The 25197-nt window shown below is 43.4% G+C and carries 22 protein-coding genes; 12 read left to right on the top strand and 10 right to left on the bottom strand.

The window, feature by feature from the left end:
* Positions 1 to 9 precede the first annotated feature (9 nt).
* The 7 genes from Q0L00_RS00515 (at position 10) to Q0L00_RS00485 (ending at position 7532) form a co-directional block, all read left to right on the top strand.
* The gene (locus Q0L00_RS00515; protein ID WP_297334896.1) at positions 10 to 1191 is read left to right on the top strand and encodes a DUF1343 domain-containing protein; all 1182 of its coding nucleotides are present in this window, start codon (positions 10 to 12) and stop codon (positions 1189 to 1191) included.
* 118 nt (positions 1192 to 1309) lie between these two features.
* Positions 1310 to 2263 carry a methionyl-tRNA formyltransferase gene (fmt, locus tag Q0L00_RS00510; protein WP_297334895.1) on the top strand — a complete coding sequence of 318 codons (954 nt, stop codon included), beginning with the start codon at positions 1310 to 1312 and terminating at the stop codon, positions 2261 to 2263.
* Between the two features lie 281 nt (positions 2264 to 2544).
* On the top strand, positions 2545 to 3450 hold the full coding sequence (locus tag Q0L00_RS00505; protein WP_297334894.1) for a DUF4412 domain-containing protein: 906 nt from the start codon (positions 2545 to 2547) through the stop codon (positions 3448 to 3450).
* Positions 3451 to 3585: 135 nt separating this feature from the next.
* Positions 3586 to 4089: a dihydrofolate reductase gene (locus tag Q0L00_RS00500; RefSeq protein WP_297334893.1), complete on the top strand. Its 504-nt coding sequence runs from the start codon at positions 3586 to 3588 to the stop codon at positions 4087 to 4089.
* On the top strand, positions 4086 to 4874 hold the full coding sequence (locus Q0L00_RS00495) for an SDR family oxidoreductase (protein ID WP_297334892.1): 789 nt from the start codon (positions 4086 to 4088) through the stop codon (positions 4872 to 4874). The genes Q0L00_RS00500 and Q0L00_RS00495 overlap by 4 nt, the downstream gene beginning before the upstream one ends.
* Positions 4875 to 4878: 4 nt before the next feature.
* A complete protein-coding gene (locus Q0L00_RS00490; protein ID WP_297334891.1) occupies positions 4879 to 6135 on the top strand; it encodes a competence/damage-inducible protein A in 1257 nt (418 codons plus the stop codon).
* Positions 6136 to 6221: 86 nt separating this feature from the next.
* A complete protein-coding gene (locus Q0L00_RS00485; RefSeq protein WP_297334890.1) occupies positions 6222 to 7532 on the top strand; it encodes a dihydrolipoamide acetyltransferase family protein in 1311 nt (436 codons plus the stop codon).
* A gap of 187 nt (positions 7533 to 7719) precedes the next feature.
* On the opposite strand, the gene Q0L00_RS00480 is transcribed toward Q0L00_RS00485, so the two are convergent.
* On the bottom strand, positions 7720 to 8142 hold the full coding sequence (locus Q0L00_RS00480; protein ID WP_297334889.1) for a hypothetical protein: 423 nt from the start codon (positions 8140 to 8142) through the stop codon (positions 7720 to 7722).
* An 80-nt stretch (positions 8143 to 8222) separates the two neighbouring features.
* The gene (locus tag Q0L00_RS00475) at positions 8223 to 9191 is read right to left on the bottom strand and encodes a zinc-dependent alcohol dehydrogenase family protein (protein WP_297334888.1); all 969 of its coding nucleotides are present in this window, start codon (positions 9189 to 9191) and stop codon (positions 8223 to 8225) included.
* 105 nt (positions 9192 to 9296) lie between these two features.
* Here Q0L00_RS00475 and Q0L00_RS00470 point away from each other — a divergent pair, with 105 nt between their 5' ends.
* From Q0L00_RS00470 to Q0L00_RS00450, 5 genes are read left to right on the top strand one after another with little or no spacing between them, the layout of a single operon-like run.
* A complete protein-coding gene (locus Q0L00_RS00470) occupies positions 9297 to 10064 on the top strand; it encodes a glucose 1-dehydrogenase (protein ID WP_297334887.1) in 768 nt (255 codons plus the stop codon).
* 2 nt (positions 10065 to 10066) lie between these two features.
* Entirely contained in the window at positions 10067 to 11275 is a 1209-nt protein-coding gene (locus tag Q0L00_RS00465) for an acyl-CoA dehydrogenase family protein (protein ID WP_297334886.1), read from the top strand.
* Positions 11272 to 12300 carry a phosphotransferase family protein gene (locus Q0L00_RS00460; RefSeq protein WP_297334885.1) on the top strand — a complete coding sequence of 343 codons (1029 nt, stop codon included), beginning with the start codon at positions 11272 to 11274 and terminating at the stop codon, positions 12298 to 12300. Before Q0L00_RS00465 ends, Q0L00_RS00460 begins: the two co-directional genes overlap by 4 nt.
* Before the next feature lies 1 nt (position 12301).
* Positions 12302 to 13177, top strand: a complete 876-nt coding sequence (locus Q0L00_RS00455) for a 3-hydroxyacyl-CoA dehydrogenase (RefSeq protein ID WP_297334884.1) — start codon at positions 12302 to 12304, stop codon at positions 13175 to 13177.
* A 52-nt stretch (positions 13178 to 13229) separates the two neighbouring features.
* The gene (locus tag Q0L00_RS00450) at positions 13230 to 15611 is read left to right on the top strand and encodes a hybrid sensor histidine kinase/response regulator (RefSeq protein ID WP_297334883.1); all 2382 of its coding nucleotides are present in this window, start codon (positions 13230 to 13232) and stop codon (positions 15609 to 15611) included.
* A 5-nt stretch (positions 15612 to 15616) separates the two neighbouring features.
* Here Q0L00_RS00450 and trmB read toward each other — a convergent pair whose 3' ends face one another.
* The 8 genes from trmB to Q0L00_RS00410 are packed head-to-tail and all read right to left on the bottom strand — an operon-like array spanning position 15617 to position 25191.
* Positions 15617 to 16282: a tRNA (guanosine(46)-N7)-methyltransferase TrmB gene (trmB, locus tag Q0L00_RS00445; protein ID WP_297334882.1), complete on the bottom strand. Its 666-nt coding sequence runs from the start codon at positions 16280 to 16282 to the stop codon at positions 15617 to 15619.
* A 1-nt stretch (position 16283) separates the two neighbouring features.
* The gene (locus tag Q0L00_RS00440; protein WP_297334881.1) at positions 16284 to 17570 is read right to left on the bottom strand and encodes a folylpolyglutamate synthase/dihydrofolate synthase family protein; all 1287 of its coding nucleotides are present in this window, start codon (positions 17568 to 17570) and stop codon (positions 16284 to 16286) included.
* Positions 17571 to 17573: 3 nt separating this feature from the next.
* Positions 17574 to 18530, bottom strand: coding sequence for an energy transducer TonB (locus Q0L00_RS00435; RefSeq protein ID WP_297334880.1), 957 nt, complete (start codon positions 18528 to 18530; stop codon positions 17574 to 17576).
* Between the two features lie 4 nt (positions 18531 to 18534).
* Positions 18535 to 18924, bottom strand: a complete 390-nt coding sequence (locus tag Q0L00_RS00430; RefSeq protein WP_297334879.1) for a biopolymer transporter ExbD — start codon at positions 18922 to 18924, stop codon at positions 18535 to 18537.
* A 1-nt stretch (position 18925) separates the two neighbouring features.
* Complete coding sequence (locus Q0L00_RS00425) at positions 18926 to 19615, bottom strand: MotA/TolQ/ExbB proton channel family protein (protein WP_297334878.1); 690 nt, start codon at positions 19613 to 19615, stop codon at positions 18926 to 18928.
* Position 19616: 1 nt separating this feature from the next.
* Positions 19617 to 20459 carry a hypothetical protein gene (locus Q0L00_RS00420; protein WP_297334877.1) on the bottom strand — a complete coding sequence of 281 codons (843 nt, stop codon included), beginning with the start codon at positions 20457 to 20459 and terminating at the stop codon, positions 19617 to 19619.
* Positions 20460 to 20515: 56 nt separating this feature from the next.
* Positions 20516 to 22201, bottom strand: a complete 1686-nt coding sequence (locus tag Q0L00_RS00415) for a TonB-dependent receptor (protein WP_297334876.1) — start codon at positions 22199 to 22201, stop codon at positions 20516 to 20518.
* Positions 22202 to 22203: 2 nt separating this feature from the next.
* Complete coding sequence (locus Q0L00_RS00410; RefSeq protein WP_297334875.1) at positions 22204 to 25191, bottom strand: tetratricopeptide repeat protein; 2988 nt, start codon at positions 25189 to 25191, stop codon at positions 22204 to 22206.
* Positions 25192 to 25197: the final 6 nt, after the last annotated feature.

The following is a 25197-nucleotide window of genomic DNA, read 5'->3' as shown; positions in this document are numbered from 1 at the left end:
CAAAATACTATGAAGCATATGAAAAACGCATTTCTTTCTCACTTTTTGATAGGGCTTTTGCTCTTAGCCACGTTTACTACCACGGACAGTCTTGCCCAAATCCTCACTGGAGCGGAGCAAAGTAACTTGTATCTCCCTATGCTTCAAGGCAAAAAAGTAGGCTTAGTCGGAAATCAAACCTCCATCCTGCCCCAATCGGACAATAAACATGTGGTTGATTTTTTATTAGAAAAAGGCATCCAGATCAAAAAAGTGTTTGTACCCGAGCATGGATTTCGGGGCACTGCCGATGCCGGAGAAAAAGTGGATAATAGCATCGATCAAAAAACAGGATTACCGATCATATCACTTTATGGCACGAACAAAAAACCGACTGCCAATCAAATTCAGGATCTCGATGTGATTATTTTTGACCTCCAGGATGTGGGAGCTCGCTTTTTTACTTACATCAGTACGATGCATTATGTGATGGAAGCCTGTGCAGAACAGGGGAAAAAAATGATTATTTTTGACCGCCCCAATCCCAATGGAGGCTATGTGGACGGCCCGATGCTCAAACCGGGTTATGAATCTTTTGTGGGCATGCACCCAATTCCAGTGGTTCATGGCTTGACCGTAGGGGAATTAGCTCAAATGATCAATGGAGAAAAATGGCTTAAAGGAGGGGTTTCAACGGATTTGGAAGTGATCCCCGTGTCCAATTGGACTCGGGATCAAGCATACCCTCTTCCTGTAAAACCTTCCCCAAATTTACCGAGTGATTTGGCCATCAAATTATATCCTAGTACTTGTTTGTTCGAAGGAACGGTAATGTCCTTGGGACGTGGCACCTACGATCCATTTCAAATGTATGGCTATCCTGACCCTAAATTCGGAGAATTCACCTTCACCCCAGTCTCCATTGAGGGCATGTCCAAAACCCCACCTCATCAAGACCAACTTTGCTACGGGGTGGATCTTCGAGGAGAATCCATGAATCATCAATTTACACTCAACTATTTGCTGGACGCCTACCAAAAATCGGGGATGAGAGAGAAATTTTTCACTAATTTCTTCAATACATTGGCAGGAACCGACGAACTGAAAAAACAGATTTTAGCGGGAAAAACTGAGGCAGAAATCCGGGAAAGCTGGAAAGCAGGTTTAAAGGAATATAAGCAGAAACGGGAGAAGTATTTGATTTACGAATAAAAGGAGGAGACTCAAGACCGAAGACCAGTTAAACCGAGCTTTCGGGCTGATTTTTGGTCGTTTAATTCCGGAATGGAAAAGAAGGGAGAGCTTATCATAGCGTAAAACTGAATTGGGAATGTTGAATAAAGTAGTGAAGTCAAAAGAAGAATTACGAATCGTTTATATGGGGACGCCGGAGTTTGCGGTACCTGCCTTGGAAAAATTGGTGGAAGCAGGTTGCAATATTGTCGGAGTGATTACGGCTCCGGATAAGCCACAGGGACGTGGGCAAAAACTCGTGGCTTCGCCAGTGAAACAAGCTGCTGAACATCTCGGTCTGAACATTCTCCAACCCACCAATCTTAAAAACCCGGAATTCCAGCAGGAATTGCGCGACTTAAAAGCTGATCTTCAGATTGTGGTAGCATTTCGTATGCTTCCCGAATCAGTTTGGAGTATGCCCCCAATGGGCACGTTCAATCTCCATGCCTCTCTCCTGCCCGACTATCGGGGGGCTGCCCCGATCAATTGGGCGATTATCAACGGAGAAAAAGAAACCGGAGTGACGACTTTTTTTCTCAAGCATGAAATCGACACAGGAAGTATCATTTTTCAAGAGAAAGTTCCGATTCTTGACCAGGATGATTTGGGTTCGGTCTATGAAAAATTGATGAAAGTGGGTTCGAACTTGGTGTTAAAGACGGTCGAAGCAATAGCCAAAGATGAGGTTGAGTCGAAGGTGCAAGATGAAAGCAAGGCTCGACATCATGCCCCAAAAATTTTTAAGGAAACCGGGAAAATCGATTGGAATCAGGACGCTGTATCCATTCACAATTTAGTCAGGGGACTCTCTCCCTATCCTGCTGCCTGGGCAGAATTTGAGGGAAAGGTTTGGAAGTTTTACAAGACCCGAATTTCTGAAGAAAAGAGAAAGCTGAAGCCTGGGGAATTTTGGTCAGAGGGCAAAAATGTCTTTTTGATTGGAACGGGGACCGTTCCGTTGGAAATTTTAGAACTTCAACTAGAAGGCAAAAAAAGAATGAAAACTGCGGATTTTCTTCGGGGAAATCGGATCTCTTCAAAGAATTAGGTCCGTCAGTTGATTAAAACCCTTGAAGATGTGCATGAAGAATCTGCCATAAACTGGGAGTTTTGCTGCGTCTATCAGCAGGAAATTTCAGAGGATAGAGTTTACCAAATTCTTCCGCTCTACCTTTATTCGTAAACTCGTGGTCATTCCCTTTTAACATGAAATGCGGAAAACCCCAATTCTTCATTTCAATTCATCATATTTCGATGAATAATTTTTTAATCAACCAAATTTTATGGAACTTGAGATAAGTTATAATTAACGTTTTAACCTAATAAACTATGAAAAGGCTACTTTATATTTTTCTACCTATTCTACTTCTGACAAGTACCACGGTAGAAGCACAATTAATCAAAAAACTCAAGCAAGCTGCCCAGCAGGGAGCAGAAAATGCCTTAGCCAAAAAAACGGAAGAAGAAGTCAATAAGCTCGTTCAGCGACAAATCGAAAAACAAATCAGCACTTGGGGAGAAAATGAATCCAGTCCCATCGCGATGGACATGGAAGCCATCATGGCCGGAATGGGTGAACCGGTAGATACCCAAGAAAGCTATGACTTTACAGGCTACATGACCATGGAGGTCATTTCAAAAAACCCCAAAGGCAAGGCAGAGGATCCCGTACAAATGAAATCCCTATTAACGCCAAACGAATACATCGGCATGGAAATTTCTGATCCCAAATCCAATGAGGCGGTTTCTACCCTGGTTTTTGACACCAAAAACAAAGCATCCATCATTTTTATGGATAATGAAGGCAGCAAAAACAGTTTTGCTTATAAAATGGACGCAGAGAGCCTAGTCGATCAAGAAGTGGATAATCAAATTGAAGAACAAGATGTCACCTTTGAAAAAACCGGAAATACCAAAACTATCCTAGGCTACATCTGCGATGAATATTATGTCAAAAGCGAGGATGGTGAAGGAAATTACTGGATTACTCAGGAGCCCATCGAAGGATTGACGGCATTTTGGGGCATGAATAGTCCCATGATGAAAAACGCGACAAAAGAAAAATATGCCAAGCGATTCAGCAATCTTCCTACCGGTGATTTTATGGCGATGACCTTTACCGATGTGGACGGCAGCACGGTAGAAATGAATGTCATAGAAATTGAAATGAACAGTCCTAAAACACTAACCATGGCTGAATATCCCAATGTAATGGAAGGAATGGAAGAAAAATAAGAAAGACCATCTTTTTAAAAACTAAAAAAGGCGATGATTTTTCATTGCCTTTTCTTTTCAAATTTACTCGTCATCAAAATTCATTTTTATTAACCGGGCAATCAAGTTAACTTCCACCCTCATCTACTCTTTCGCATGAAGCTAATCCTTATCGCCGCTCGGGCAAAAAATAATGTCATCGGAAAAGAAAACGACCTTTTATGGAGGTTACCCGCTGATTTCAAACGTTTTAAATCCATCACTTCCGGACATTTTATTTTAATGGGCCGAAAAACCTTTCTTTCGCTGGGAAAACCGCTACCCAACCGAACCCATCTGGTCATCACCCGCGATTCAACCTTTGAAGTTCCCGAAGGGCATTACACCTTCCAGAATTTCGAAGAAGCCTTTACTTTTTGCAACAAATTGAATTTGGAAGAGCTTTTTATAATTGGAGGTGGAGAAATTTACAAACAAACCCTTCCGATGGCTGACAAGTTAATGTTAACTGAAGTGGAAGCCGAACTGGATGGAGATACTTATTTTCCGGAGTTTGATCCAAAAGATTGGAAAATTACCTTTGAAGAATATCATCCTACCGATGAAAAACACCGCTATGCTTTCCGGTTTGTGGATTACGAACGCAAGAACTCCAAATGAAAGAGCTTAAGGTGATTTGGATCACCGGTGCCTCCTCCGGAATCGGAAAAGCGGCCGCATTTCGCTTTGCTCAGGCAGGGTATCGCTTGATTCTCTCGGCAAGAAATGCGGAAGCCTTGGAAGAGGTAAAGGCAGCGTGTCCTACTCCCGATCTGGTGAAAATTTTAAGCTTAGATCTTGAAAAACCCGAAGTGATGCCCGCTAAAACCCAAGAGGCGATTTCCTTTTTTGGAAAAGTCGATACGCTCTTGCACAATGCCGGCATCAGTCAGCGATCTTTGATCAAAGAAACGGGGCTATCGGTAGATCGAAAGCTTATGGAAATCAACTTCTTTGGAACAGTCGCTTTGACCAAAGCCATCCTCCCTCACTTTATCCAAAACCAAAGTGGGCATTTTGGGGTAGTGACCAGTTTGGTTGGAAAATTTGGCACGCCCTATCGATCCGCTTATGCCGCCTCCAAGCATGCTTTGCACGGTTTTTTTGAAACGCTGAGAGCAGAGCATTTTCAGGATCAAATCGGAGTGACCTTACTTTGTCCCGGATTTATTCGTACCCAGATTTCTATCCATGCCTTGACAGCAGATGGTACCCCCCTCAATCAAATGGATGAAGCTCAGGAACAAGGAATGAGCCCAGAGAATTGCGCCGATGAAATCTTCAAGGCCATTACCCATAACAAGGAAGAAGTATTGATTGGAGGAAAGGAAATCTTGGCCGTGTATCTCAAGCGTTTTTTCCCCAAACTCTTTTCCAAAATTCTTAGAAAAGCCAAAGTCAGATAAACAAATGAAGCAAATCAAGGCAGAAATTATTGCCATAGGAGACGAACTGCTTTATGGGCAGATCGTGGATACCAACAGTCATTGGATCTCTCAGGAATTGGATCTCAAGGGAGTCAACGTGATTCGAAAAAGCACTGTGGGAGACAACCGAACCGATATTTTAAAGGCTTTTGCCGAAGCCGAGGAGCGGGCAGATTTGATTTTAATCACCGGAGGACTTGGACCGACCCAAGACGATCTCACCAAGCCGCTACTTGCCGAGTATTTTGATTGCCCGATACGGGAAGTTCCTGAAGCGGTCGAAGCGATTACGGACTTCTTCAAACGTCGTGGTCGAGAGATGACCCCGCTCAATGTGCTACAGGGTCACCTTCCCTCCTGCTGCACTTATGTACCCAATGAGGTAGGCACTGCGCCAGGAATGTGGTTTGAGCGAAACACCACCTATTGGATGTCCATGCCCGGTGTGCCCCATGAAATGAAAAAACTGATGCGCGACTTTGTATTGCCCAAGCTTGAAGAGATTTTTGAACTGCCGGTGATCTACCATAAAGTGATCAAAACTGCTGGGATCGGTGAAAGCTGGCTTTCGGATTTAATCAATGATTGGGAAAATGCACTTCCTGATCATATTCGACTGGCCTACCTTCCCTCATTGGGTCATGTTAAATTGAGACTCACCGGATTTGGGGAAAGGCTTGAAAAAGTAAAGGAAGAAGTAGAGCATCAAATTCGGCTCGCTTTGCCCCGAATTGAAAAATACGTCTATGGATTTGATGGGGAAACACTAGAGACTGCCATTGGTAAACTTTTGAAGAATTCGGGGAAAACCCTAGCTTTGGCAGAGAGCTGTAGTGGCGGATATGTCTCCCACTTAATTACATCAGTCCCAGGAAGTAGTACGTATTTCCAAGGTACAGTGGTTCCTTACCATAATCAGTTTAAGGAAAAAATCTTGGGAGTTTCCGCCCAAACCCTCCAAAATCACGGGGCTGTCAGTGAGCAAACTGTTCAGGAAATGGCCCAAGGCGTGCGAAATCTGTTTAACTCAGATTTCGGACTTTCCTCCAGTGGTATCGCCGGTCCAGCAGGTGGAAGCGAAGAAAAACCTGTGGGAACGGTCTGGATAGCAGTAAGTAATGGTCAGGAAATTAAAACCAAAAAATTACAACTGACTCAAGATCGAATGCTGAATATTCAACTCACTGGAGTGGCTTTGCTCAATCTATTGAGAATATTCATATCTAAAATAGAAGAATAAAATTTTATACTAAAGGCTTGTTTCAATGTTTGATAAAATTTAATTTTAAAACTTGAATATAAACCCAATTAAATACCAAAAATAGTATGGCAAGTGTAGAAATGCTGATGCCCAAAATGGGCGAAAGTATCATAGAGGGCACCATCCTTACCTGGCTTAAAAAAGAAGGCGACTCGATCGAACAGGATGAATCCGTACTCGAGGTTGCCACTGATAAAGTAGATACTGAAGTTCCTGCAACCCATGGCGGAGTGCTTAAAAAGATATTGGCAAAGGAAGGCGATGTAATCGCGGTGGGAGCACCGATTGCGATCATCGAGACAGACCAGGAAGATTCTTCGGCACCTTCTACTGCTGCAGCTACTTCTGAAGAGAAACCTTCTCCCAAAGAGGAACTTGTGGCTGCCGCTCCTGCACATACCGAGTCTTTAATTTCAGGAGGTGAATCGGCCCAACTAAGTGCTGATGATCGATTTTACTCCCCTTTGGTACGGAGCATTGCCAAAGAAGAGGGAATCGGAGCAGCTGAGCTATCCCAGATCCCGGGTACAGGCAAGGACAATCGAGTTACCAAACAGGACATGTTGGATTACTTGAAAAACAGAGGTTCTAAAGCCCCAGTTAGTCAGCCCGCAGCCCCTGCCCCCTCCATTGCTGAAACTCCAAAAGTTCAAGTCAGTATCTCGGCTTCTGATGAGATCATCGAAATGGACCGCATGCGAAAAATGATCGCTCAGCGTATGGTGGATTCCAAGCGGATCTCTCCTCACGTGACCTCCTTTGTGGAAGCAGATATGACCCATATCGTGCAATGGAGAGAGAAAAATAAAAATGCTTACAAACAGAAATACGGGGAATCGATAACCTACACCCCTTTCTTTATCGAAGCCATAGCCAAGGCGATTCGGGATTTTCCGATGATCAACATTTCGGTGGATGGGGATCGGATTATCAAGAAAAAAGACATCAATATCGGGATGGCAGTAGCGCTTCCTTCCGGCAATTTGATTGTACCGATCATCAAAAATGCCGATCAGCTTAATTTGGTCGGGATTTCCAAAAAAGTAAATGATCTTGCCAATCGGGCAAGAACCAATAAACTCACTGCCGACGATTTGAGTGGAGGAACCTACACTGTTTCCAATGTAGGTTCATTTGGTAATGTAATGGGAACACCAATCATTCCTCAGCCTCAGGTAGCAATCATGGCCGTGGGTGCGATTGTCAAAAAGCCGGCAGTAGTGGAAACCCCAACTGGCGATGTAATTGCCATTCGTCACAAAATGTTCCTTTCCCATTCCTACGACCACCGGGTGGTCGACGGTTCCTTAGGTGGGATGTTTGTCCGACGAGTCGCTGACTACCTAGAAGCCTTTGATATGAATTCTACCTTTTGATCAACTAAAGCCTCGATTTTCGGGGCTTTTTTTTTGGCTAAAGACCGTACCCTCCAAGGGTTTGAGGCGTCCCTTTTTTGGACAATTCTAAACTAAACCTATTACCGCTAAATCCCAACAAAAAACCACCCCGACCAAACCTATTCGTCCAATCGGGGTGTATTGATTTTTAGTCTAATCCGGCTAGCTACCGGCTTCTCCAAAGGTCTTTCAGCTGACGCCCATTAATTAGCATCACAAATCGGGCGGGGTTGGGTACCAAGACAATCCGCACATCCTGTCGGTCAAACTGATCCGACTCAATCGGCACTCCCTCCTGCCCTCCGACTTCATAACTCACGATTCCATTGGCATCTGGAAGCAAGGGCTTGTATTTATTAGCAATATAGGCTGTGGGCAAGAGAATGTCGGTATCGGATTTCAAGACTTCGTAGATTTTTTCGAGTTCCTTCTCCAAGACATCCTCGTAATCTTCATTAAAATCATCTTCTAGATCGTGGATTTCCTCTTCCAAGTCATCGTACTGCTCATCACTGTAATCCATGGCAGCCAATTGATTTCTCTTTTCCACAATTTCGGTTAGCTCCTTATCCAGCTTGTCCCAATTCATTCTTTTGCGTTTTTTTGATTTGGTAATTAAAGTACAAAGATGGGCAATCCCTTTTTTTTAGCCGAATGAATGCTGAAAAATTAACCAATCAGCAGAATTTTTCCGTTTCTTCCAGGAAGATTGTATGCTGTCAAGGCTTCTTTGAAACTGTGCAAAGGAAACTTACCGGCGATATCAATCTGCGAATCCTCCTTCATCAAAAAACCAAATACCTTTAAAAAAGCCTGCGAACGGGTTTTGGAATCAATCTCTTCCATCCAGCTACTCAGCCAAAAACCCTCGATGGTCAAGCCCTTGAAAATCAACAAACCACTATTGATCGGCATATTTTCCAAAGCCAAAGCTCCAAAAACCAGCATTCTCCCCTTTTTTCTCAAGCTTGACAGTGCCCGTGCTCCCAACGCTCCTCCCACCGCATCAAATACCACATGTACTCCTTCCTGGCAATGCTCGCCAATGACTTTTTGAAGCTTTTCCTTTTCGGTATTGATCACCAGATCGGCTCCTATTTTCTTCAAATAGTCCTTTTGCTCCTCTTGCCTGACTGTAGCGGCTACTTTAATTCCCTTTTCTTTGGCCAGTTGGATCGCAAATTTGCCGAAAGCCGAGGCCCCGGCAGTAATCAGTAACCAATCCCCTTCCTTCAATCCGGATTTTTCAATCATGCCATAGGCGGTCATAGGATTGACAAAAGCCTGACAGGCAATTTCATCTGGCATTTGCTCGGGTACTGGTATCGCACCTGCAGCCGGGACGGCCACGTATTCCCGCCAAGTTCCGATGGTGGTAAACATGACTCGGGTGCCTTCTTCAAACTTTCCCGCTTGGTCTGCTTTTTCAACTACTCCACAGGCTTCAAATCCCGCACTGCTCGGCAAAACAGGATTGATCCCGTACATGCCACGGATAAACATGATATCGGATGGATTGATATTCCGAGCCGTCACCTTGACCAGTATCTCGTGCTCCTTGGGTATAGGCCTTTCGGATTCTTTGATTTTCAAAACCTCTTCAGGCATCCCGGTTTCTTCAAAAATAAGTTCTTTCATTTCTTCGTTTTTTCTTAAGGTTAAACTTTAAATATACCTTCTGATAATCGTCAATCGGGTTATTTTTTCTTTAACTTAAGCAAAGACATTCTAACCCGACATTCAATGGATTTATCAACCGTTTTTTCGCTTCAGGATAAAGTAGCATTAATCACCGGAGCAAGCAAAGGAATTGGATATGGAATTGCAGAAATTTTTGCTGCCGCAGGTGCCAAAGTCATTATCAGTTCCCGAAAACAAGAGGCACTCGATGAGAAAGCAGAGCAGCTCAAAGCCAAAGGATATGAGGCTACAGGAATTGCCTGCAATGTGGGAAATATGGAGGAGCTTCCTGCTTTAGTGGAGAAAAGCGTCTCCAAATATGGACAAATCGACATTTTGGTCAATAATGCGGCAAGTAACCCTGTTTTTGGGCCTGTTCACGAAACTAGCCTCGAAGCATTTGATAAGATTATGGACGTCAATGTGAAAGCCCCCTTTGAATTGACACGGCTCTGCTTTCCTTATTTGAGAGAATCAGCTAGCGCTTCAGTCATCAATATCAGCTCAATTGGAGGACTTTCGCCAGAAACAGGTTTGGGAATTTATTCGGTCAGCAAAGCTGCTTTGATTTCGCTCACGAAAGTCTATGCCAAAGAATGGGGAGATGCCAAAATTCGAGTCAATGCGATTTGCCCAGGACTGATTCAGACTAAGTTTTCCGAAGCTCTTTGGTCCAATGACAAAATCATGGATATGATCCTAAAGCAACTCGTCATCAAACGCGCCGGAACAGCCCATGAAATCGGAGCCATGGCTTTGTTTCTCGCCTCTCCCGCCTCTTCCTATACCACAGGCGCCATCCTTACAGCCGATGGCGGTTTTACGATTTGATTATGCATGCCTCACCAAATATCAGCCTGAGAAAAGGTTTACCTGAGCTGATCCAAACGTATCGGGATTTTGTCGAGAGCCAGCTTTTCCCCATCGACCTTCAGGTGGTCAACGGACCTTTTCGCTCCTTTTTACCTCAACTGAATGAGCTACGAAAAAAAGCCAAATTGAATAACCTTTTCAATCCTCACCTCAGTGAGAAAGAAGGAGGTTTGGGGTTAAACCTTCTTGAATTTGCCTACATATCGGAGGTTTTGGGTCAAAGCCCGATAGGGCATTATATTTTCAACTGCCATGCGCCGGATATCGGAAATATGGAATTGTTAAGCCATTTTGGATCTGATTCGCAAAAAGTGAACTTTTTGCATCCGCTTCAAAAAGGAGAAATCCGCAGTTGCTTCGCCATGACTGAACCCGAAAATGCCGGAAGCAATCCTGTAAACCTGAGCACCAGTGCAATTCTGGAAGGAAACGACTATGTCATCAATGGGAGAAAATGGTTTACGACCGGGGCGGATGGGGCTCGGTTTACCATTGTTATGGCTGTGACCAATCCAGAAGCCACCTCACCCTACGAGCGGGCAAGTATGATTATCGTTCCGCTGGATACTCCGGGATTTAAGCTTTTAAGAAATATTCCTGTGATGGGAGAATCGGGAGAAGATTACCTTTCTCATGGAGAGATACTGTTTGAGAATTGCCAAGTACCAAAGGAAAACTTGATTGGCACTGAAGGTATGGGGTTTAAATTAGCTCAAGAGCGGCTGGGGCCAGGACGAATTCATCACTGCATGCGCTGGATTGGGATTTGTGAACGGGCCTTTGATCTGATGTGTAGGCGCGCCGCTCATCGGATGCTCAGTCCCCAAAAACCCTTATCAGAGAAACAGAGTATTCAAAACTGGATTGCAGAAAGCCGTGCCGAAATCAATGCCAGCCGGCTGATGGTGTTGGACACGGCCAAAAACGTGCAAATTCACGGGGCCAAAGCAGTCAAAGAAGAGATATCCACCATCAAATTTTTTGTAGCCAATGTACTGACCAAGGTAATTGACCGAGCGATTCAAGTTCATGGAGCGCTGGGCCTCACCGATGACACCTTACTTTCATTCTGGTATAGACATGAGCGAGGTGCTCGGATTTACGATGGCCCAGATGAGGTGCACAAAGCAGCTTTGTCCAGAAGTATTCTCAAAAAGTATCAGTCATGATTTCTGGACAAAAAATTGATCAATTAACGAAAAGACTCCAGGAAAAGCTTAATTGGGATCCCGATCAGATCAAAATCAGCCCCTTATCTGGTGGCTATTCCAACCTAACTTATGAATTGACTTTCGGTCAACAAAAGTTTGCGCTGCGAAGACCACCGCATGGATACAAAATCAGCACCGCTCACGACATGGTGCGGGAATATAAGGTGCTCCAATCCCTGGAAAAAGCCGGCTATTCCAAAAGTCCAAAAGTTATCTATCTGGAGGAAAATGAGGCGGTTTTGGGAGCTCCTTTTTTCATCATGGAGTTTATTGAAGGCAAGATCCTGCGAGCAAATTCTTCTCTAATCGAAAAACTCACTTCCAAAGATTTTCAAAAACTTTCAATCCAAACGCTCGATTCCCTACTTGACCTCCATGAGTTGGATTTGCGGAGATCCGGCTTGATTGATTTGGGAAAGCCGAAAGGCTATGTGGAGCGGCAAGTGATCGGATGGACCAAGCGGTATCAGGCTGCCAAAACTGATCAAATTCCGGAATTGGAAAAAGTAGCCCATTGGCTACACGATCATCTTCCCAACAGCACGGATGTTTCGTTCATTCACAACGATTACAAGTACGACAATTTGGTTCTGGATCTATTGGACGGGATTCAAGTCAAAGCGGTACTTGACTGGGAAATGGCCACTGTCGGCGATCCCTTGATGGATTTAGGGACAAGCTTAGCTTATTGGTCAGAAGACCAAGACCCTCCTATTCTCAAGCTTTTCAATGCCAGTCATTATTCAGGCAATCTCACCCGACAGGAAGTCCTCACCTACTATGAAAAAAACAGCAAACATACGCTAGAAAACATGCTTTTTTACTATGTATTTGGGCTTTTCAAAGTAGCTGGAATTGCCCAACAAATTTATAAGCGATACAAATTAGGACAGGCGAACGATTCCCGATTTGCGCCGCTCATCGAGGTAGTCAAAGCAGCGGGCAAACTCGCCCAAACCAGCATTCGAACAGAAAGAATATAACATGGAAATTAAAAACGTAGGAATTTTAGGAGCAGGCACGCTTGGCTCACGAGTAGCCTTGCAAGCGGCCATTTCAGGCTATCAGGTGGGGATTTTTGATATTCAGGAAAAAGCGCTGTCAAACTCTTTTCAGGTTATGAAAGGGATTTTACTTCAACTGGAAAAGACTGAAAAAATTCAGGAGCCTACAGAGAAAATCCTTTCTCGGGTTCTTTTTACCTCAGCTATGGAAAAAGCTATCCTTCAAGCTGATATCATTAATGAAAGTGTGACAGAAGACTTGGATGTAAAGCTTGAGGTCTGGCGAAAAATAGGAGAAATTGCCCCCAATCACACGCTTTTCACTACCAATACCTCCTATCTTCTCCCTTCTCAATTGGCGGAGGCTTCGGGTCGTCCTGAGAAATTCTGTGCCCTTCATTTTCATGATGTGTTTTACGCCAGAGTGATAGATATTATGCCGCATTCTGCCACCGACCCCGATTTGATCCCTATTTTAGAAAGATTTGGAAAATCACTCAATCAGGTTCCCGTCCTGGTCAAAAAGGAAAATCCAGGATATATTTTCAATAGTATGCTGATTGCCTTAATCGGAGCCGCAGGAAAACTTCTGACTGGAGAAGTAGCTAGCCTGGAAGATATTGATCGATCTTGGATGGTGAATTTTCACCTACCCATGGGTCCGTTTGGAATTCTCGACTCAATAGGCTTAGACACCGCTTGGCTCGTCACCAAAGCACGAAAAGACTCTGCTTCTCAGGCCTTTGCCGGTCTTTTAAAAACCTATATTGATCAAGGGAAGTTAGGGGAAAAATCCGGAGCTGGATTTTACCACTATCCCAATCCCGAATACAAAAAACCTAATTTCTTAATTTAATCCACCAGGGCTAGAACCTTCGTAAATGAGCTATCGCTTTGATCACCCTATTATGAATTCTATTTTAAACGTTTTTTCGGTAGTCCTTCTTTCTGCTAGTTGTTGTTTTGGACATCAAGCCAATGATCCATCGACAAGCTATCCACTTTCGATTTACCAGGATGCCGAAATCCTAGACCTTGGAACAGAAGATCTCGAATTAGAAGAAGTCCTTTCCAGAGCGGGAGATTTCAACTTTGAAAAATTATCTGCTCCCAATGAAAATTTAGGATTTACCGATCACACTTACCTGGTCCGGTTTGAACTCAAAAATGAGCAAAATCACCCTCAAAAACTATTTTTGGAATCGGCAAGACCAATCACCGATCGAGCAGATTTGGCTGAAATAAAAAATGGTCAAATAATTAGTTATCAGGAAAATGGGGATATGATCCCATTTTGGGCTCGAGCCTTTGAGCATCGGAAATTAATTTTCCCGATCCAATTAGAAGCAAGAGAAAGCAAGGCCTTTTACCTTAAACTGCAAAGTGATGGCGAAGTCATCAACCTTCCACTCAACCTCTATGATGATACAGCCCTTGTTCTGGCTACCTATCAGGATCAGTTGATTTTCGGGATTTTTTATGGGCTCCTCGGCTTGGCTGCCATTACCTACTTGTTCTTCTTTTTTGGGATCAAAGAGCGTAGTTTTATCCTATATGCTGCCTATGTCGTATCGGTAGGACTACTTCACTCTTCCCTGGACGGGTACTTCTTTCAATACATCCTCAAAGAACCCAGTTGGTTTGCAGATCGCAGTTTATTGCTCTTTGCGGCACTTTCAGCCCTGCTTTTTGGAAGATACACCCAAACCTATATTCGTTTGAGGGAATTTTCAAAAGGGCTCAATCGTATTTTCACCCTAGTCAATTTAAGCATTTTGGGCCTGATTGGTGGCATTTTGATTTTCGATGCGGGCAGACCCTACTATTATCCACTAGTCAATGCCTTAGCCTTTTTATTGATCGTGCTTTGCTTGATTGGCGTGGGTATCAGTTATTATAAAAAGCAGCCTGCAGATCCCTTTTTTACGGTAGGTATCACGGTATTGATGATTGGTTTTGTGACTTTTATTCTGAACAATTTCAGTTTGATCCCCAATTCCTTTATTACTGAAAATTCCGCCAAACTGGGGACAGGGATCGAAATTCTCTTCCTTTCCCTCTCCATGGCAAACCGGATCCGGATTTTAAGAAATGAAAAGGAAAAAGCCCAAACGATGGCGCTACAGCAGTCTGAAGAGAGCAATGAAATCAAGTCTTTTTTTCTGTCAAATGTCAGTCATGAACTCCGGACTCCGTTGAATGCGATTTTGGGACTTTCCCAAAGCATTATGGGAGAAATCAAAGATTCGGCCATCAAAGAAAATCTCGAGGTCATTAAGTACTCCAGCTTGTCTTTACTTTCCTCTATTGATGACATTTTGGACTATTCAAAAATTGAAAAAGGAGAACTGGTTTTGGATAAAAAGGTCTTTTCCACCCGAAAAGTCATCGGAGAACTCAATGCACTGACTTTTCAGCAGGCACGGGATAAAAATATCAGTTATGTGTACGAGGAGCGGGCTCCGCTTCCTGAAAAACTTCTGGGTGATGTCAATCGCTTTCGTCAGATTTTGGGAAACGTGCTAAACAATGCGGTAAAATTCACACAAGAAGGCGAAATCAAACTCCTGCTTTCAGCAGTTCATGAAAATGAACATACCCTAGAGTTAGCTTTTGAAATACAGGATACAGGCGTAGGAATCAAACCCGAAAAGCTGGATCGGATTTTTGAGTCCTTTATTCAGGAACAATTGGATGACAAGCGGAAATTTGGAGGTTTTGGCTTGGGACTTTGTATCGTCAAAGCCTTGACTGACTTACATCAGGGGCACATCGCGATCCAAAGCTTGCCGCAAAAAGGAACACAAGTGTCGATCAAACTTACCCTTGAAAAAGCCCCACTCGACAAATTGGAATCCATCAAACGAGATGCTGATAAGATGCTGGTGGGTAAAAAAATTCTTGTAGTCGAAGATAATCGAGTCAATCAATTGGTGATTAAATCGATCCTGAAAAAATGGAGTGGAGTGACGTTTGCCTTTGCCAATCATGGTTTGGAAGCCTTGGATTTGCTTAATGAGCAAAAATTTGATCTCATCCTCATGGATCTTCAAATGCCCGAAATGGATGGATATGAAGCCACTCAGGCTATTCGGTCAGGTAAAGGTGGAAAAACCCATCAGGGAATCCCCATCATCGCTGTTACCGCAGATACGACCGAAACCAGCAAAAACAGAGTGCAGGCCGTCGGAATGGATGATTACATGAATAAGCCCGTAGATGCGGAAATCCTTAAGGAAAAAGCGGCTAAAGCGCTTTACCTGGAAACGATTCAATTAGGAAAGATTTGATTCGGTTATTCTGGTTTGAAGCGAAATTTCAGGTATTTGATTTTCTCTCCTTTTTCGGAAAATAGTTTCTCATAGCGGGTTTGAATCCCGAAGTGATCGTCCTTCCACTCACTTTGGTAAAAATCGTGCGTGAATCCCAAAACTTCGATATCGGATCGGGATTGGAATAGCTCCAAACTGTAATCAAATAGTCCGGTATTGTCAGTTTTGAAGTGGATAGTTCCTCCTGCTTTGATCAAGGGTTTATACATTTCCAGAAATTTAGCAGAAGTCAATCTCCGCTTCTCATCGCCATCCCGTGGGAAGGGATCCGGAAAAGTAATCCATAGCTCAGAAATCTCTTCCTGATCAAAAAATTGATCCAATTGCTGAATTTGAGTTCGGAGAAAAGCCACATTTTGGATCCCTTCCTCGGTTGCCGTAGTGCTTCCTTTCCAAATTCGGCTACCTTTAATATCTACTCCGATAAAATTGTATTGAGGGAAAACGCGCGCCAAACCCACAGCAAATTCTCCACGTCCACAAGCAAGTTCAACGACTATGGGGTTTGAATTTAAAAACTGCAACTCATTCCAATTTCCTTTAATCGTTTCAAAAATAGGTTTTCCATCTTGTATAACGTTGGGATTGAGTTCGTTCTGTTTAAAGCGAACCAGTTTTTTTCTACTCATGCTAAAGCTCTTCTATTTCTGCGACCACAAAAGTACTCCCTCCGATAAATATCAAATCATCTTTCCCAGCATTTTTTCGAGCAAAATTCAAGGCCTGGTTGACATCGGGAATGACCTGACCTGACAAACCAAAGTTTTTGGCCTGCAAAGCAAGCTCTTCGGCCTCAAGCGCTCGAGGGATTTGAGCTTGGCAAAAAACATAAGTGGCGTCTTTGGGCAGCAGTTGAAGAATCTTGCTGATGTCCTTGTCCTGCACCATTCCCAATACCATCCAGAGTTTTTGAAAGGAATAGGTTTTCAATTGACTGAGAATTTCCCGAATTCCCGGTTCATTATGCCCGGTGTCGGCAATTATCCTAGGATTCTCACTTAAAATCTGCCACCTGCCTTTCAAACCGGTGAGATCACTTACTTGAGCTAAGCCTTTCTTGACCGCTAAATCCGAAATCTCCCAACCTAAATTTCTCAATTGATCGATGGACTCCAGAATCCCCGGCAAATTAAACCGTTGATAATCCCCCAATAATCCAAAACTCACTTCCTTCTTTTCTTTTCGGTTTTGAACCTCAAAGATGGCTTGACCGGCAAGATTTCCTATTTTCTTTACTTTCCAGATTTGATCGGAAAAGTAAATAGAAGATTTATTTTCTTGGGCAACTTGAGTAAATACAGGTGTGGTTTCAACTTGTGTTTGACTGATAACCACAGGCGTATTTTTTTTGATAATTCCTGCTTTTTCGTATGCGATTTTCGCTAAGGTATCTCCGAGAAACTGCATGTGATCCCAACCAATATTGGTAATGAGTGAAAGCGTGGGATGAAGCACATTGGTGCTATCTAGCCTTCCTCCCATACCTACTTCTACCACTGCGATATCGACTTGCTCCTTGGCAAAATACCAAAAAGCCATACCTACAGTCATTTCAAAAAAACTGGGAGCCAACGCTTCTAAAAATTGCCTATGAGAGGAAACAAAGGAAACGACTTCTGCTTTTGGAATTTCCATTCCATTAATTCGAATTCGCTCAGTAAATGATTTTAAATGAGGTGAGGTATACAGTCCTGTTTTATATCCGGCTGCTTGCAGAACAGCGGCTAAGGCATGAGAAGAGCTCCCTTTGCCATTGGTTCCTGCGACATGAACCGACTTGATTTTCCGCTCAGGATGACCAAGGTATTCACAAAGCAAGATCGTATTTGATAAGTCCTTTTTGAATGCGGAAGCGCCCACACGTTGAAACATGGGTAGCGCTTGATACAAAAAATCGAGCGTTTCCTGATAATTCATTCATTAATCAACCTTGACGATAAAGGTAATTTTCCCGGTCGAAAAATCTGCAACTGCCCCTCCTTGCTTTTTGAAGGAAATCTGATTGACCACTTGACGATAGTAGGCCAATACATCATTGGACACATTATATTCCAAGGGGACAGCCTGAACTACACGACCGCTGTCATCGACAGTTATCTTAAAAACGATTCGACCATTTCGGGTAGAAACCCGGTCATTGATATTGGGGCGTGCTGCAAAATCCCAGCCTGCCAAATCTAAGCTATATCCCGAACCCGAATTAACTCCTTCACCTGAGCCTTGGCCCATAATGGCTCTGCCATCCACAGTTCCTTTAGGATCACCCGCATCTCCTTTTTCTTTTGAGCTCCCCTCGGCTCCTCCCGAAGCAGGTTGAGTGCCTTTTCCTTTTGTGCCTCCAGCTCCCATCAAGGCCCGCTCGTTAATTTTAGGCTTTTCAGGAGCTTTTTGAGTAGTTTCTTCAGCCTTTGATTCTGCAGGCGTGGCAACCGTTTTGGTAGGTTCAGCTTTCTTAGGCTCTGGAGTTTTACTGTTTTCGGTGGCTTTTTTTTCCCCTCGGATAGGAGAAGGCTTGGTAGTTACTGCTTGATTAACGGCAGGAGTTGGATTACTCTTGGGTTGAGCGGCCTCGGTTTTAGGGGAAGGTGTTGGAGTGGCATCTAAAGTGGGGCTAGGTGCGATTTCACCAGGAGCGGAACTTTCTGTCACAGGAGTCACTCTTTCCGAAGGGGCATTTTCACTACTGATATCTCCCGAACCGGTTGGCGTAAATCCCAAATTCAACTCCAGCCCAAAAGTAGGTAAGGGTGGAATGGGCTGTTGCCAAACCACAATAAAATAGAAGGCAATCAACAAAAGGACGTTGAAAATCAAGGTGACGATTCCCGCACGTTTTTTGTTTTTTTCTTCTACTCTATCGGCGTTCCAGAATTCCATGTTTTTAGAAAGGTTTTGTGGCAATGGATACATTGGCTTCTAACCCGGCAGCAATGCCCCCTATTTCAACCAAATACTCCACCGGGACTTCTTTATCGATATGCAGGACAACCTGTCCTTGCTTACCGGATAACAAACCGGTCAGTTCGGCTTTGATTTGGTCCCTGCTCACGACTCGATCATTGACCGCGTACTTTAAGTCTTTGGTAACCGACACGGTCACTTCCTGCATTGCTATATCAGACGTTTCACTGGACGGAAGGTTTACCGGTAATCCAGATGGCGTGATAAATGAGGAAGTTAACATAAAAAAAATCAGCAATAAAAAGATGATGTCTGTCATCGAAGACATGCTGAATGAAGAATCTACTTTATGCTTGGATTGAAGTCCCATCTTATTTTTCCTGAAGTAATTCGATGAATTCTATGGTGGCATATTCCATTCTATGCACCAGTTTTGAAACCTGAGTCACCAGATAATTATAGCCCAAATAAGCCAAAATACCGACCACCAAACCAGCAGCAGTCGTAATCATGGCTTCATAAATCCCTTCCGAAAGAAGCTTTGGGGAAACCATTCCCTCTTCCTGAGCAATTGCAATAAAGGCCTGAATCATCCCGGCAACCGTACCCAAGAAACCAATCATTGGGGCAGCTCCGGAAACGGTAGCTAGAAGATTAAGATTTTTTTCAAGTTTGTAGATTTCGATTTTCCCGACATTCTCGATCGAAACTTCAATATTTTTTAAAGGTGAGCCGATTCGATCCACTCCTTTTGCGATCATATTGGCCACGGGAGATTTTTCATCTGCACATAGCATTTTGGCTTTTTCGATTTGGCCGCTGGATACCAAAACTTTGACTTGATCCAATAAATAAGTAGGCGTTTTTGAGGCTTTCTTTAAGGTCATCAATCGTTCGATAAAAATAAATATCGCCAAAATAAAGAGCAGATAAAGCGGAACCATCATGTAGCCACCCTTGATGAGTAGATCTAAAAGGCCAATATTTTCATTGGCGCCATTCATGGCTAAACTATCCATAGCCGAAAGACTATCGGTGGAAAGGGTTTGAAGTAGAATCATATTAATATTTCAAAATCCAAAGTGCTTCTGTGTATTGATCTTTGATTTGTTCCAATTGATTATTGGCTTGGGTGAATGAATTAAACCTTCCGATAGCCAAACGATAATTGGGTACATCTTCGTATGGCAGGATCAAAAAGAGCTCATCTACCCGGTCATAATATTGGTTGGATTCTTGAAGCGCTAAGCGCTCATTTGGCAAGCTTCCCACAACGATAAAATACTGGGGCCTTGTCGCTTTCCTCTCCACACGAATTAACGAATCCACTTTAGGTTGCTCAATAGTTGTACCAGATTCTTCGATCGCTTCACTTTCGATCAAAGGTGGGGACACTTGCATGCTAGAGTCTTGATTTACAGCACCTTCTTCTTTTTGATTTAAAGAAGAATTAACCTCTTTTTCTTTCGAAGATGGCTCATCCACTTGCGCATTTTCGACAAGATTATTTTCAATCGCTTGTGAATCCACATTTTCTTCTTTCATCAACTGCCAAACGACCGTTGAAACAAGTAAGAGGCCTATCATTACGACATAGATTACCCAGTTGGACTTTTTCTTCCCCGGCTGAATCCGCGGGGTTTGTTTTTCTGCCAGCTGCTTTTCTTCTGAAATCCCCTCATCTTCAAAGGATTCCTGAACTGGTTTGGGTTTGATTACCTGGGCTGTTTTTGCTCGTAAAGCTGCAGCAGATAAGTCCTCCTTCTCCTCACTTTGGCTTCTGTGGGTTTCTTTTTGAGGAGTAGTCTCTTTTGAAAGCTCTGCCAATCGCCTGACCTCAACATAAGGCAGTCCATAATCCTTGGGATCAGACCATTGTGGTATATTTGATTTTTTGTCAACCATTTGTAAAAAAGATAGCTACGAAACTAATCGATTTGAAGGGAATGGCAAACCGATTATCAGAATTTCAGCCATGCTCCTCCAATCAATTGCACCCCTCTGACAGGATAATTTAGCCACCGTTCATTTCTACCATTAAGTAGGTTATTTCCTTCGGCAAAAACCCCAAATTTATCTGTGATTTTATAATCAGCCTTGAGTTGTAAATCGGCTATGGTTTTGAGGTTTACTGTCTGAAAAACCTCCGTGGTTGGTAAGGTTGCTCTTCTAGCTTTTATCCCTCCCATGACATTGATATTGGCCTGCACCAAAAGTTGATCGATAGGCGTGAATTGATTGTTGATTCCCAAAACCCAAGTAGGCCGATGCCATGCTTCGGCCTGACTATTCATCGCGTAAGAAAATAAATCCAAGCGGGAATTTAACTGGTATTGATCGGTCAGCTGTAAACCCAGTTCCGCGTTGATATTGACTACATTCACCTGATCATCGTAAATTATATTAAAGCGAGTGCTATCAGTAGCCGAGTTGACAAAAAGATGAAAACTATTATACCTACTTACATCAATTCCTGCCTTGTAGTTTACGATTCCCTGAACTTGCCCTTCAATCCCTCCGGCTATTTTATAATTATTGACCGTATTGAGAAGGGTACTTGAAGGACCCAAGAACGGGTTTTCCATTACAAATCCCTGATAGGTTGTTCGATTGACATCACCAGAAAACTCACCATAAAAACCAAACTCCTCTGCAAATTGATAGCTGATGGCAAGATTGGGGAAAATCCTAAAATCACTCGATTTTCCGGCAAGAGAATCATTTTCTGAAATAATAGTTATCCCAGCACTGATCAAAAAGTCTTCATATTGATAGCTCACCTTGGGTCTAATCCCCAAATAAGTCCGATTTAAATCGTATTGTTCATCCTCAGGAGTAGTCATAAAATAACTCAATCCCAGGGAACCTTTCCAGTTATCTGCAGGGCGAAAAGTCCCTTTTGCCTGAACACCCAGCTCATTTTCCACGACTAAATAACTGTCCTTGAAATTCCGGAAATTTACTTTGGCCTCATAGGAAACCGGGCCAGTCTTTTCCACATCCCGCAACCCCGCTTCAAACTTAATAGTGTTGAGGACATTTCCTTCAATCCCTAAAAATTCAAGATTGGGATCATTGATTACCGAGGTATCAATCCCGTAAAACGAGTAGGAATCCTGAGCCCAATTTAATCCCCCAAATACTTCGAGCTGATCCAAGAAATAACTCACTGCTCCTCCCGCAGAGGAATGGGATTCCTTGGACTGCTCGGCCAAGACTGGCCCTTTGCCAAAACTTTGGTGTTTTAAATAAACCGAATAATTCAGGTCAAAAATCTCAGTGGACATCAGCCTTGCCTCAATTAGCGGACTGGCAAAATTTCCATATCCGGCTTTTAAAAATCCGGGATATACATCCATTCGCTCTGGCCGATACACTTTCTGAACAGGGGTGGCTTCCAAATTAACCGGCGGCAAATTTAAATCGAAGAAACTCACCTGATAATTAAAATCAGCCAAACCTTTGGGCTGAGGCAGAACCGGTAACTTTTCAAAAATCCTCGGTTGAGTAGGCAAGGTCAACACCCGATCTTTTCGAATCACAAATTCTTGATCCTGAACTTCCCCTCGGGATTGAATTTGAGCATAGGATTGACCTGCAAAGCCTAAAGAAACTAGGGCGAAAGTGGATAAAATCAGCTTTTTCATAATCAATTGAGGCTTTGAAGTTTAGTTTCTGCTAGTTGACGAATCTCGTCATTGGTCGTATTTTCTACGACGGATTCCAGCGTAGCTTTGGCCTGAAAATCCTCCCCTGCAGCTAAGTAATTTTCTGCCAACAGCAAAAACATTCGACCATACCAATAACCAAAGTCCGCAAAGGGAGGAGATTGATCAAAAATCGCCTCATTGGATTGATCGATTGCCCCCTTTTTCTGATAATTTTCCGCTAATAAAAAGAGCCCCTCTGCCCCTTGCTCGGTTTTGTATTCATCCACCAAAACCGAAAGCGTAACCTCAGCGGCGTCATTCCGATTTAATGCAAATTGGGCTTTAGCTTTTGCTAAAAGTGCCTTAGGGGTAGACTCCGGAATAATGCCATCCTGAATTTCCAAACGCTCAGCAGTGCTGATTACTTGATTGTATTTTTTGGTTTCCAAATAGGCCTGGAGTAAACCCTGAAGCGCTTCTACTTCTTCTACTTTGTTTCGTGCATTTTCCGAAGCCATTTCCAAATACGGTATTGCCTCATTGAAGTTTTTTCTATCCAATTCGATCGCACCCATACGCTGAATCGCCCTCATTCGCTGAGGGGATGCGGGTTCATTCTCCAACCGCTTGAAAGCTTGGAGTGCTCGGTCAAACTGCTCCTGTTGGTAGTAAGAATCCCCAAGAAAATAAAGTGCATCGGCTTTTTGCCCAGATTGCGGATAGCTTTGCAGGTAATCTTCCAAAGCTTGGGTGGCTTGCTGAAAGTTTTTCTCGAAATACAGGCTTTTGGCGGCCTCAAACTCCAGTGACTGAACCGAGCCCCCATCTGGATTGGCCGCTTTATATTCAGTCAAATAGTTAGAAAATTCCCCTGAACGCCCTTGAAGAGCGAGAGTTTCCTGCAAGCCTTTTAAGGCTGTTTCGGCGTTCTCGGAGTTAGGATGCTGCGCGAGAATAATCCGGTAGTCTTCGATGGTTTGATCGTAGTTCTGCAAACTGAAATTCGCCACAGCTCTTCCTTCCAAGGCAAATGGCACAAATGGACTATTTGGCCTCCTTCTAATTAGATCGGTAAATCCGGCTGCTGCCTCCTGGTAGCGGGTTTCCTCCATGTAAATTTGACCTCGCTGATACAGGGCATCCTCAATGTAAAGCGAATTGGGATAGTTGGATATCAATTGGTTGAGATTAGAAATCGCATTCCCATTGGAGGATTGAAAGTTTTGCACCACCGCTAAGCGAAAAAGCGCATAATCGATTCCCGAATTCCGCTCATTGATTGCCTGCTGAAAAACAGATTCCGCTTCGGTAAATCGTTTTTGCACGTAATAACAGTCACCCAGTCGAAGCATGGCGTCGTCGTAATTTTCCTTATCCTGCCGGTTTCGCATTCGATCCGTGTAGGTTTTGAAATATTCCTCCGCTTGGGAATATTGCTGTGAATTGAAATAGGCATAGCCCAAACCATAAACACTTTTATTCAAATAGGCACTCGAAGTCGTTCGTCCTTTGTCCAAAGCCGCATTATAAGATTTAATCGCCGATGGCAAATCATCTGAGGCAGCAAAGATTTCTCCCTTCCAAAAATGAGATTCCAATACCAAGTCTCTATTGACTGGATACTCCAGCGATTTTTCCAAATAAGAAATGGCTCCGGGATAGCGCTGATCTCGGTAATAAACCATCGCCTGGTAAAAAGCCACCCGTTGATAGGCTTCTCGGATCCTAGGCGATTTATTCGTAATCCGGTCCATTTGCTCAATGGCACGCAGATAATCACTGGTATTAATTAAGGCTTCGGAAAGCAGAGTTTCAGCTTCGGAACGAAATTTTCCATTGGGGTACTCATTTAGATATTCATCCAATCCGGAGATGCCTGCTTGGAAACTCCCTTTTTGCAAATTGGCTTTGGCAAAGTTGAACAAGGATTCTTCTTTGATTTCCGGGTTGAAAGAGGCATCAGCAGCGGCTTTGAATGAGGTTCCGGCAAACTGAAAATTATCCTGTTTCAAATAGGCATGACCGAGGTAATAACTGGAAGCCTGTCCCAATTCGTCCGTCGAAGAGGCGGAGACTTTCAAATAATCTGTAGCACGGGGAAAATTTCCCAATTCAAACTGGGCGATTCCTCCTTTATAGACTTGTTCTCGAGTTAACTCTCCTTTTCGGGCATTGACAAATGCGTCGTAATTTTCAGCTGCTTTTGCAAACTCTTTTTTTGCAAAATAGGCTTCAGCCAAGTACAAATGGATCATTTCTTTACGGTCCAAGTTGGCCGTACTGCCTAATTTGGGCTCGGCATAAGAAATCAACTCCTCGTAGCTGCCTTGTTGATAATAAAGCGCTGCTATCAAATACGGTACTTTATTGGCATAAAACGGGGTCCGGCTTGCCGCCTGAAGATCTGCAATCGCCTTTTGATTTTCGCCATTCTCCAAGGCAATAAATCCACTGTAATAATACGCGTCAAAACTTATCGGCTCACCCAAAACTTTAGATTGATCAAAAAATGGGACAGCTTTAGCATATTCCTTTGACAAAAAGTGAGCATATCCTTGCTTGAAGAGCACATCGGCTTTTGCCGCATTATCCAACTTATCGGTATCCACCAATTGATAAGCATCCACTGCGGCTGGGTAGTTACGCTTATAAAAGTAGTGATCTCCCAAATACAACCCTGCTGAATTGACAGAGGGGTGATTTCCGTTTTCTTCAATGTATGCCTTCATCAACCCGGGACCACTCGGAGATTCCAGATTTAAAGCAGCTTTAGCGGCTAAGAGTTCTTTGGATTTTTGTTGTTCGCCATAAAAATTAGCATCTTCTACCTCCTGAAAATTCAGCAACACTGCCGAAAATAAGTGCTTATCAAACATTTCAAACTGCTGGTCCAGCGGTCGCTGAGATTGAGTTTGATACAGGGTAGATTGGGAAAAAGCTTCAATCGAAAGACCCAAGCTAGCGAGAATCACCAAATGGTATTTCATAAATTG

It is taken from the genome of Algoriphagus sp., from assembly GCF_024305035.1.
GTDB lineage: Bacteria > Bacteroidota > Bacteroidia > Cytophagales > Cyclobacteriaceae > Algoriphagus.
Note: the sequence above shows the minus strand (reverse complement) of the source record. Positions and strands in the feature narration are given on the sequence as shown.